Origin of the sequence: Prochlorococcus sp. MIT 0801, assembly GCF_000757865.1 — a bacterium.
Taxonomy (GTDB): Bacteria; Cyanobacteriota; Cyanobacteriia; order PCC-6307; family Cyanobiaceae; genus Prochlorococcus_B.
Genome location: NZ_CP007754.1, coordinates 476997 through 489411, shown reverse-complemented (window position 1 = coordinate 489411; position 12415 = coordinate 476997). Strand labels below are relative to the sequence as shown.

Genomic DNA, 12415 nt, shown 5'->3' with positions numbered 1-12415 from the left:
CCAGAGAAATTATTTATATCGTACAGAAAGCAATTTCTCATGATTGTTTATTGAACAATGATTTTTACATACCTTATTAAGAATTAACTATTAGCTTTTCTACCTTTTGTGGCAGAAAATATAGATCTCATGGAAGCGGATATTATGTTAAAATATAGAGAAAAATTTAACCAGTTAGTAATTTTATATCATGAGATAATATTTCGATATTTATAAGTCTTTTTAAGGATTTCAATAGCAGGCCGTAGTATATCTTTGTAGTTTTTCCAACCACCAATAGATTTTGAATTAATTGGAAAACGAACTTGAACACTACTTGCTGTAGATATTGAGCGTTTATTTAAATGAGGCGAGAGATATAAATCATTCCATTCCCAACCCATCCAGGAGATTAATGATTTAATTTCTTCTTTAGGATTGGACACTAATAAATCGTAATTTAAATCATAGATTTTTTCACGATATTTCTTTTTATATAGTTCCATTATATGGTCTTGATCTAAATAAATCTTTGTACATTCAATTAATGAGGAAGCATATTCATTTTTATGGGCAAAGTTTGCACGGTAAATTGATAGAATATTATCTAGAGGGTTTCTAAAGCAATGAATAATTTTAGAATTCAAGATTTGTTTAGCTATTATTCCCGAATATTGATAATTAAATAGTGCCTTATTAGTAGATATTTTTGAATTGTATTTTAAATGATTTACCTTCTCATAGTATAAATTAGAAAGATTAAAATCTTGATTATTCTCATTATATTTCTTCAATTGTTCGTAAGATTCTTCAAGAATATTTGTTTCACCTAGATCTACAACATTAGGATTCATACTGATTATAGATTCTAAAAGTGTAGACCCACTTCTAAACATACCTACTATAAAAATACTTTCTTGTGTGATTGCTTTTCGACTAATATTCTGATTATAACTACAAATTGAATTCTCTGAATCTATAAGTAGCATTTTTGTTTTGAGAATTATATTATTAGAATAATTTTGTTGGTTCTTAAATTTTAAGGAATTAGCTAATTTTAAATATTTGGCACTTTCAATATAATTTTTCTCCCTATGAAGAATATTTGCTCTAGCAAAAAAAATATCAAATCTATTATTTGAGAGTAGATTAGTTAATATGGATTCTGAAAAGAGTTTATCTTTCCAGATTTTATCTTTACTTGTTGATTTTAAAGTAGAAAGTACAAAATAAGATTTAGCAATATAAGGATCAATTTGAATAGATTTAACTAATAAATCCTCAGCTTCTTTTAATTTACCAATATCTCTCATTAAAGTACCTAAATTATAATAGGACTCTGGAAAGTCTGGTTCAAGATTAATAGCTTGACGAAGAAACTTTTCTGCTTCTAATATTTTTCCTGAAGTTTTAAATAAAATCCCTAGACTATTATATGATTTTGCTAAATTTGGATTAAGGTTAATAGCCTTAAACAATACTTTTTCTGCTTCATCAAGATTACCTAGATCAACTAATAATGATCCGAGGTTAGAATAAGATTCAGCAATGTTAGGGTCAACTTCAATAGCTCTTCTTGTCACCAATATTGCTTCCTTTATTTTACCAAGATCTCTTAAAATTATTCCTAAGTTAATATAAGCTTCTAAAAAATTTGGATTGATTTTAATAGCTTTTTTAATTTCTATCTCTGCTTCTTTCTTTTGACCTAGAATATTTAATATAGTTCCAAGATGAAAATATGAATTAGAATGATTTGGATTTAATTCAATAGCTTTATTTATCGCTAATACTGCCTCATTCATTTTCCCAAGAGTTTTTAAGATAATTCCCAAATTAAAGTAACCTATAGCAAAATTTGGATTAAGTTTTATTCCTTCTCTAGTTGCTAACTCTGCTTCATTAGGTTTAGAAAGATCTATTAAAATAATTCCTAAATTAAAATAACCCATAGCAAAGTTAGGATTTAGTTCTATACCTTTACGGATTATTAATTCTGCTTCCTCTAATTTTCCAAGATTTTTCAATATACTTCCATAGTTTAAATAAACTCTGGGATCATTAAATCCTTGACTGATAAGATATTGATAAGATTCTATAGCTTCTTTAATATTTCCATTTGTGTGAGCATTAAATGCTTGATTAAGGACATCCTTAGAAATATTAGATGTAGTGTTTGTATTAATAGTAAAATTTTCCTTGATTTCATCTAAATTAAATGGCACTGAGAAGGTGATTTCTCTAGTTACTTTTTTTTTTCCTTGCTTCTCCTCGCCTATCTTCTCCATATGAGATTTATACTTGACCTATAAAAAATTTCTTAAATTTTAACATATTTTGTTCTGATTTTATAATAGATCTTCAAAAAATTTTTCAAACTTTGAAGTATACATTCTTAATTGATTAAATTTAATGTATTCTAAGTATTAATAGATCTATTCAAATATTTAAACTTTTCTGTACCTTTTATTATTTCTTCGGATATTTTATATATACTTTTATCCCCTATCTTATGAGCATAAGCTAACCAGTTTCTCATAATAAGAAAGTTATTTAAATTAAATTCATTTATAGTTTTATGAGATTTACCCCAGTTTCCATAACCCTTGTCAGCTTCATTTTCAATTCTTCTCCATTCTTTATTATATTCCATTGTTTGACTTCCAAATCTATTTATCTCTTTATATTCAGGGAATTCTTTTTGGAATTCAGAACAACCTCTTTTAACTATCGACTGTAAGTTGCTTCTAACATTTTTTTGAATAATATTATCTAGCTGATTAGAAATAAGATATGCTTCATTTAAATCACTACAATAAATCAAACCTTTATAAAAACCTGGAATATTTGGTCTCAATTCAACCATACATTTTCTAGTATTGTTATTTTCTAATTTTATTCGATTAAATACTAAGAATATTTTAATAAATTCTATTATTGAATTAGTTTCAATTTGAACTTTATAACAATTGAAACAAAATGCTGGGATTATCTTATTTTTTTCAAAAACCATATGATGTCTTTCACAATTTAGATTTATCTCATTACTTCTATATATTTGATAAGCATCGGTCTCCAAAGATAGATTATGTTTCTTATAAATTTCTAATCCTTTTCTATAAATATTCATTACTTTAATATCACTAATAAATTCACTATCACTATAAGAAAGATTAATTTTGTTAAATTCCTCATTGATAATATATAATTGATTAGAATTATTATCACATGGTTTATAGATACTAAGTAGGCTTATCAAATTTGACTTAAATTTCATATTATTAGGATTTATAGTAATTGCTTTATTCATTGCAATTTCTGCTTCATCAAGATTACCTAGATCAACTAATAATGATCCGAGGTTAGAATAAGATTCAGCAATGTTAGGGTCAACTTCAATAGCTCTTCTTGTCACCAATATTGCTTCCTTTATTTTACCAAGATCTCTTAAAATTATTCCTAAGTTAATATAAGCTTCTAAAAAATTTGGATTGATTTTAATAGCTTTTTTAATTTCTATCTCTGCTTCTTTCTTTTGACCTAGAATATTTAATATAGTTCCAAGATGAAAATATGAATTAGAATGATTTGGATTTAATTCAATAGCTTTATTTATCGCTAATACTGCCTCATTCATTTTCCCAAGAGTTTTTAAGATAATTCCCAAATTAAAGTAACCTATAGCAAAATTTGGATTAAGTTTTATTCCTTCTCTAGTTGCTAACTCTGCTTCATTAGGTTTAGAAAGATCTATTAAAATAATTCCTAAATTAAAATAACCCATAGCAAAGTTAGGATTTAGTTCTATACCTTTACGGATTATTAATTCTGCTTCCTCTAATTTTCCAAGATTTTTCAATATACTTCCATAGTTTAAATAAACTCTGGGATCATTAAATCCTTGACTGATAAGATATTGATAAGATTCTATAGCTTCTTTAATATTTCCATTTGTATGAGCATTAAATGCTTGATTAAGGACATCCTTAGAAATATTAGATGTAGTGTTTGTATTAATAGTAAAATTTTCCTTGATTTCATCTAAATTAAATGGCACTGAGAAGGTGGGGAATTTATATCTTTCAGTTCTTTTAACTTTTTTCCTATTACTCACGTCTATTGATGGTTTTTAAGGGTCTATTAATGATAATTATATATTAAAATTGGTTTTTTAATTTCAAAAGAAATTGAAAGGCTACAATCAAGTAGAAGTTGATCTTTTTGCGAGATGGAATTAGACTCAATCCATTAGTACATAAGTAATTAGCAATTGTGACAAATTCACCGGAGATTTACCGGAGAATCTAATTAGCATTGGTTTTTTACTCGATGTGTATTGGTGTTTTTTGATGGTAAAGTATAATAACAATGTTTTTTAGATTGTTTGCGATCATTTCAATAACTAAGATTTGGGCCATGGCTCAGTTGTTAAACAAGCTCTATGTCAAACATTTCCTTAGAGACTCAATTATTCATGGCTCCATAATTTTTAATTATTTAAACAAATGAGTTTCACCATCCTTTTCTATATTTTCTATGTTTCTTCTCTAATTAATTAGTAATTTCTATTTTCTAGGTTTTTCAAGAATAATGAAAGAGATTATTAGAAAAAAATATATTTACACTATCGATGGTAAATTAATTGAAAGTTTAGATTTTGAAGGATATAGTGAAAATGAATTAATTGAATTTGGAATATCTTTTCATTTAAATGGAGATATTATAAATGCTAAATCTTGTTATATATATTTAGTAGAGGCAGACATAAAAAACCCTTCAGTTTTTACTAACTATGCCGCTATTTTACAAATTGAGAATAAATTAGATGATGCAATTGATCTGTATATAAAATCTATTAACTATTTCCCTAAATTTGTTGATGCCTATAGTAATCTTGGGTCGTTATATTATCAAATGGGAGAATTAAATAAGGCAAAAATAATATTAAAAAAAGGAATAAAAATTAATCCAAATTTAGCTAGTTTATATAATAATTTAGGTATCACTTTAAAAGAACAATCTGAATATGATGAAGCAATTAAATATCTAACAAAAGCTATTAAGTTAGACTCTAAATATGCAGATGCTAATTATAATCTCGGAATATTATATAAAGATCTTGGTGACTTCAAAAAAGCAATAAACTATTTATCAAACGTTATAGAGATTTCACCCAAATATTCAAAAGCTTATTTATCGATCACAGAGATTAAGCAATTTAATCCTAAAGAAGATTGTATTAAGTTTCTCTTTTCAAAGGAAATTTTGGTTAATCAAAATGAAAAAAGTAAAAGCAATATTTTCTTTGCTAGAGCTAATATTTTACATAAAAGAAGAAAATATTTTGATAGTCAATCTTCTCTTAATATTGCTAACGATATAAAAGCTAAATTAGATCCACCAATTATTAATCCAATATTAGAAAAAAGTAGATATTTATATTTAGAATCTGACCATTATAATCAGAGTGATCTAGATAATAAAATTGAATTTATATTTATTGTTGGTATGCCAAGATGTGGATCAACATTGCTAGAGTCAATATTAACTAGAAATAATCAAATCTTTGATTTAGGTGAAAAAGATATTTTAGAAAAGTCATTTTATCAATGGAAACAAAATATTGAAAATAACATTGATTCAAATTTATACACTATATATAAGCAAAATATTCTTAAAATAACTGAAGCCAATATAACAACTAATAAGTGGTTATACAATTATCAATATACTGGTGTAATTTCTAAGTTGATAAAAAATTCCAGAATTATCTATTGCTATAGAAACCCATTAGATAATATTTTATCAATATATAGAGCTCATTTTGCAACTGGTAATCATTATGCTTCTTCCATTAGAGAATGTTCTAAAGTATATTTAAATCATCAGATTATAATGGATTTATATAAACAAAAGTATTCTGACCTGATTTATAGTTTTGATTATGATGCTCTAATTAAGAACCCTGATAAAGAAATCAAATCATTAATAGAATGGATTGGATTTAATTGGATGGATGAATATTTAACTCCTCATCTTAATTACCGTACTGTATCAACAGCTAGTAATGTTCAAGTACGAGAACCTATTAATAAGAAATCATTAGATGGATGGAAGAATTATAAAATGATGCTGGGACCCGCAATGAGAATAGTTAATAAAGATAATTTCGTGAAAGAAAAATGTAAGTTTATACAAACAAATATATTTAAAAAGGCAGTACAATTTCATGACAATAATAATATTGAGAAAGCTAAAGAGTTATATCAGTTATGTCATAATAATAATTATAATCATATTGATTTGTTCTTAAGATATGGTGGTATATTATTTGAAAATAACGAATATATTTTATCTCTAAATATTTACAAAGAGGGAATTAAAACATATCCAAAAAGTGCTGATTTGTTAACAAATATTTCTATTGTTTATTTAATGATTGGAAAATATTTAAAGGCAAAAAAATATATAGAGGATTCTCTTTATATTAACCCAGATTCAGCACATACTAATTCTGTTTATGCATCTATCTTAAAAGGATTAAATCAATTTGCTAAAGCTAGAAGATATATTGAGAAATCGATTTCAATTGATCCAAAAAATTCAAAATATATTATTGATCTTGCAAGCATTATGAGGGATATTGGAGACTTAAACTCGGCATTAAGGTTATGTCTTAAAGCTATAGATATAACTCCAGAATTTTCAGAAGCCTATTCAATTAAAGGTGTTATTGAAAGAGATCTTGGAGATTTCCTACAAGCTAAGAAATCAGTTTTAAAGGCAATTAAATTAAATCCCTCAAAAGGAGATTATTATTTAAATCTTTCTGCTATATATATTGATCTTGGTGACTTAGGAATTGCTGAGCAAACAATAAAAAAATCTATTTCAATAAACTCTAATTCTTCTGAAGCTTATTTAAACTTGGGTAATATTTTAAGAGATACGGGTAGGATTAGAGAATCTCAAGAGTCAATTGAATCGGCAATAAGGATTAATCCAAAATTAGCAAAGGCCTATTATGCTTTATCTGTTGTTGCCAGCTCATCTTTTAATAAAGATATACTTAATATATTATTCTCTGATGAAATTCTTAAAGATCAATCCTTAATTAGTTTATCTCATATATATTTTGCTAGATCAAATATTCAACATAGTTTATCTAAATATAATGATAGTCAATTATCTTTAACAAAAGCCAATCAATATAAGATGAATGTATTTAAATCAGATTCAGATTTCTTAATACAAAAATCTCAACAATTAATGGCTATATCTAATACTTATTACAATCAGAGTAACATATCTAATAATCAATTTAATCATATTTTTATTGTTGGTATGCCAAGAAGTGGATCTACACTTTTAGAGTCTATTTTGAATATGAATAAGGATGTTTTTGATTTAGGAGAAACGAATATTCTTGAGAATTCTTTTGAAGAATATAATAATAAAAATGTATTAGATAAAAAATTATCTGAAATTTACATTCAAAAAATGAATCATAATCGAATTAATTCTTCTATTAGTACTGATAAATGGCTTTTTAATTATCAATATGCAGGTATAATTTGCTCTTTAATACCTAATTCTAGGATTATTAATTGTTATAGGCACCCCTTAGATAATATTCTTTCGATTTATAGAGCTAACTTTGATAATCGGGGAAATCATTTTTCTTCTTCACTAGAAGAGACTGCAAGACTTTATCTTGAACAAGAAGATACTATATTAAAATATAAATCGAAGTTTCCGTCAAATATATATATGTTAAATTACGATAAACTAGTTTTAAATCCTTCTTATCAAATCCGGAAATTAATACGTTGGCTTGGTTGGGAATGGAATAACGAATATCAATTTCCGCATCTCACTAAGAGGAATATTAGTACAGCTAGTAGTGTTCAGGCTAGGTCCCCAATTAATTCAAAATCATTAGGAGGTTGGATTAATTATAATGAACTCTTACAGCCTGCTATTAATATCTTATCCAAAAGAGTAAAATACAAAGATATAGGATCTATTTAAATTCCATAACCTTTTATATGGCGTTCAATAAGGATAAGGAAAATTCTCTTGCAAGAAGTTATATTGAAAAAGGAGAATATCAATCAGCTAAGGACATTTATAATAAATTAATTTCCTTAAACTTGGCTGATCATAATGATTATAAAAATCTCGCTTTTATCTATGCGAAGAATAAAGATTGGAAAAACGTTATAGTTTTTTGTAAAAAAGCTATAACGTTAAATAAAAATTCTTATAGTGCATGGTCGATATTAGGATTAGCATTTAAAAATCAAAAAAATTACTCTTATGCAGTTTCTGCTTATGAAAATGCAATTAAAATTAAACCAGATTACTTCGATGCATTATGTAATCTTGGACTTGCAAGACAATATCTAGATGATCATAAGGGAGCTTATAAAGCTTATTCTCTAGCACTAGAAATTAATAATAAGTCCTTTATACTTTTTTATAATATTGGTAATTTATATTATAAACAAGGTTTTTATAATAAGGCTTTAGATAGTTATATGAAATCTCTTGAAATTAATGATAATTATTCTGATACATATCTAAATTTAGCATTATCTAATCATAAATTAAAGAATAATTATGAGTCTATATCTCTTTTGAAAAAAGGCTTAAAAATAGATAATAAAAATTATTCAATTCAAAAGGCTTTAATAATGTTTGAAAGAGAGATTTGCGACTGGAGTAATTTTAATACCAGGAGATTATGGTTAAACGAGTTAGGGATTAAGGGGATACCTATAAGTCCTATGGGTATTCTTTCTATGGAAGATTCTCCAAGTCGGCAATTGATTAGAGCCAGGCGATATTTTGATCATAACTTTAAAAGAAAGAGGTTTTCGTTAAGACTTAAACAGCATAAAAGAATCCGCATAGGATACTTCTCTGGTAATTTTTACGAACATGCTGTTTCTCATTTGCTCGTAAGAGTTTTAGAATTACATAATAGGGATAAATTTAAGTTATTTTCTTATTCATTAGTTGGAAGTAAGCATGATAATTATACTAACCGTATTATTTATGCCTCGGATTCTTATCGTGATGTTGAGAAACTGAACGACTTAGAAGTTGCTGAATTAGTTGTATCAGATGAAATTGATATAGCTATTGATTTAATGGGCTATTCAGATAGCAGCCGACATGGAATTTTTGCATACAAACCAGCTCCAATCCAAATTTCTTATTTAGGCTATCCTTGCACTACTGGTTCTGAAGTAATTGACTATATAATCGCAGATAAAAATTTAATCCCTCAAGAGTATAAGAAATATTATTCTGAAGAAGTTATTTATATGCCAGATAATTATCAATGTAATGATGATACATTATCTATCTCAAATAGAACATTTAAAGTAGAAGAATTTGGTATATATCAGAAGTCTTTTATTTTCTGTTGTTTTAATACGAATTATAAAATAGGACCAGTAGAATTTGATTCTTGGATGAGGGTTCTTTCAAAAATTGAGAATAGTATTTTATGGCTTATTAGGTCTAATAATTTAGTCGAAAGAAATATACAGAAGGAATCTTTAAGAAGAGGCATCGATCCTTCAAGAATAATTTTTTGTGAACCAATCAAGCTCCGGGAACATATGTCAAGGCAAAAGCTAGCAAACTTAGCTTTAGATACTTTTAATTATAATTCTGGAGCTACTGCTTGGATGTATTTACGAAGTGGTCTTCCATTGCTAACGTTATCTGGAGAAAGTTATGCTTCTAGAATGGCAACAAGCATTTTAAAATCTTTAGACCTCACATACTTAGTGGCCAAAGATATTAATGAATATGAATATAAGGCTATTGAATTAGCAAACAATAAACAACTATTAAATGAAATAAAAACTAAGATTAATCATAAGATTCATAATTCGAATTATTTTAATACTAATATTTTCACAAAAAATCTAGAAGATAAATTAGAGGATATATATTATAAATTCATAAATTCATAAATTATATCTAACTTTTATCTCTTATTTAATCAATTTATGTTTAATAGCTTATGGAAAATTTTTTAAATAACTCTTTCTTGAATTATAGAAATAATGAGATTCTTTCTCGGATTCCACTAAATTCTAAGGTTGTTTTAGAAGTTGGATGTGGAGATGGATCTCTTGGTTTTAATTTTAAGAATAAGAATCCATTGGTAGAATATATTGGAATTGAATCTTCTGTCAATAAAGGAAAAATTGCGAAAGAAAAATTGGATAAAGTTTTTATTTGTGATATAGAAGATTATTCAATTTGGATAGATAAGTTACCTCAATTAGACTGTGTTATCTATTCAAATATACTTCAACAAGTTAATGATCCTACAAGATTAGTTAAAAAACAAACAGATCTTTTAAAAAAAGATGCTGTTTTAATTACTCTTTTTTCAAATATCAATCATTGGAGTTTTTTAAAAAGATTTTTTAATGAAAGTGATTTAATAAGTCAGGTTTTATGTGAGTCTGAATTTGTGAAGAGAATAACACCTGAAAATATTTCTTCTATCTTTAATTTAACGCCATTTAGACTATTTGATATTAGTGCTATAAGCTCGCTTTCTGATAAACAGGAATGTAATGAATTTATTGAAAGTCTAGATTCTTCCTTAACTAATTTAGGTGTTGATAGGGAGAAATTCTTTACAAGAATTTCTCCCTCATTCTATATTAGTAGATTCACACATATAAGTAAAAAAAATCACCAGCAAATTAATGTTTTACTTGGTGATATGGATATTCAAGGTGTTTCTGACTCTAGGATAATAGTACCTTACAAATCAATCTCTACTAATCCCAATTTTGAAGTTAATATATCAAATACATTTATACTTAATAAAGAGATAACTGAATTTCCTAAAATCGTAATTATTTCAAGACCAATTCATCTTAGAAATGAAAATGATATTAATAAAATTAAAAAATTAATCAATAATAATTATCTTATTATTATTGATTATGATGATGATCCAAATATTATACCAAAGAGATATAGTGGTTGGGATTTTACTTTTACTAGTGCACATGCAATTCAAACTTCTAATTTATTTTTAGCCAATTACCTAAAACAATTTAATCCTGAAGTTCAGGTATTTAATAATACTGTCTCTCAAATTGGTGAAATAAGAAATTCTATAAATACTACTTATCTTAAGATTTTTTTTGGAGCTATTAATCGAAAAAGAGATTGGCAACCATGGATGAGATCTTTAAATAATATAGCAAACAAGTATCCCTCTAGATTATTTTTTGAGGTTATTCATGACCTTGATTTTTATAATTCTTTAGAAGTAGATTCGTCTCACAAACGATTTACACCCACATGTGACTATCCTACTTATCTTGATATTATGAAAGAGTGTGATATTTGTTTTTTGCCTTTATGTAATAATCATTTTAATCAATGTAAATCTGACCTTAAAGCTGTTGAGGCTGCTTCTTTTGGATTAGCTTTAATATCATCTCCTACAGTTTATAGTGAGAATTTCAGAGATGGAATCGAAGCTTTATTTTTCGAAGATTCTGAATCACTATGTAATATATTAACTAATTTTATTCTTGAACCACATAAGGTAAGAGAAATTGGTAAGACAGCACAAGAATACGTTAAAAATAACAGATTATTCAGCTATCAATTAGATTCTAGAATTGATTGGTATCAGCAACTTTGGTCTAAGAGGTCTAAATTAACAAAAGATATATATGACAGAGAACCAATACTTTTAAATTATACTTAGTTGATGCTATTTAAATTATAAATTAGTTTTTTGGAATTATTGTAGTTTGAAAGATATTAATTTTTAAATTTCCAATACCTTTTGATCTTTAATAGAAGCGGCAGCATCTTCAAGAGTCAGATCTAAAGCAGTTAGACGATTTTTTCTACTGTTCCAAGACCTAATACAAAGTAACCAGTTCCTAAATCCACAGAAATAGAAAGTCCCATTTCAAAGAACTAACGACAAAATTCTTTTCTAGCTGCAATGTCATCTCTTCCACTTTTTATAAAATCCTTGACTCCTTTTTATTTTTCCCTCAGATTGAAAACCTGTCTCTTTTTGCCTCTCTGTTCTATGTTGACTTTCTGCAAATTTTTATTCATCTAAAGCTTTTTCAAATTCCTTTTGATCATTTTTGAACCGCTCTTCATATATAAGTAGGAACGATCTACCACGACTTATATATTCATCCTCTGCCTTTTTATTCGATTTTTTTCTCTCATCCAGCTTATTCACGACATCGAACAATCTCATCATTTTGTTCTTAGCCGTTTTGAGCTTGACAGAGTTTCTTTTGTTGCTAAAAAGTTCTGCTTTTTTTGTAGTAAGCATTTATTGATTGTTTAGATCTCAACAGCACCACGGAACCCAGAACTGCATTAGAGATATTGATAATCGCTTTACTCTCCA

At 26.6% G+C, this 12415-nt stretch carries 6 protein-coding genes; 3 read left to right on the top strand and 3 right to left on the bottom strand.

Annotated elements, in window-relative coordinates; all coding sequences use genetic code 11:
- Positions 1-188: 188 nt before the first annotated feature.
- On the bottom strand, positions 189-2267 hold the full coding sequence (locus EW15_RS02535) for a tetratricopeptide repeat protein (protein ID WP_052041154.1): 2079 nt from the start codon (positions 2265-2267) through the stop codon (positions 189-191).
- 131 nt (positions 2268-2398) lie between these two features.
- Entirely contained in the window at positions 2399-4036 is a 1638-nt protein-coding gene (locus tag EW15_RS10310) for a tetratricopeptide repeat protein (RefSeq protein ID WP_225866593.1), read from the bottom strand.
- A 533-nt stretch (positions 4037-4569) separates the two neighbouring features.
- Here EW15_RS10310 and EW15_RS10305 point away from each other — a divergent pair.
- Genes EW15_RS10305 through EW15_RS02515 form a run of 3 tightly spaced genes read left to right on the top strand, consistent with a single transcriptional unit; the run spans position 4570 to position 11743 of the window.
- On the top strand, positions 4570-8010 hold the full coding sequence (locus EW15_RS10305) for a tetratricopeptide repeat-containing sulfotransferase family protein (RefSeq protein ID WP_052041152.1): 3441 nt from the start codon (positions 4570-4572) through the stop codon (positions 8008-8010).
- 17 nt (positions 8011-8027) lie between these two features.
- A complete protein-coding gene (locus EW15_RS02520) occupies positions 8028-9971 on the top strand; it encodes a tetratricopeptide repeat protein (protein WP_052041151.1) in 1944 nt (647 codons plus the stop codon).
- A 50-nt stretch (positions 9972-10021) separates the two neighbouring features.
- Complete coding sequence (locus tag EW15_RS02515; protein WP_038651511.1) at positions 10022-11743, top strand: methyltransferase; 1722 nt, start codon at positions 10022-10024, stop codon at positions 11741-11743.
- A 357-nt stretch (positions 11744-12100) separates the two neighbouring features.
- On the opposite strand, the gene EW15_RS02510 is transcribed toward EW15_RS02515, so the two are convergent.
- Positions 12101-12337, bottom strand: a complete 237-nt coding sequence (locus EW15_RS02510; RefSeq protein WP_038651508.1) for a hypothetical protein — start codon at positions 12335-12337, stop codon at positions 12101-12103.
- Positions 12338-12415 lie beyond the last annotated feature (78 nt).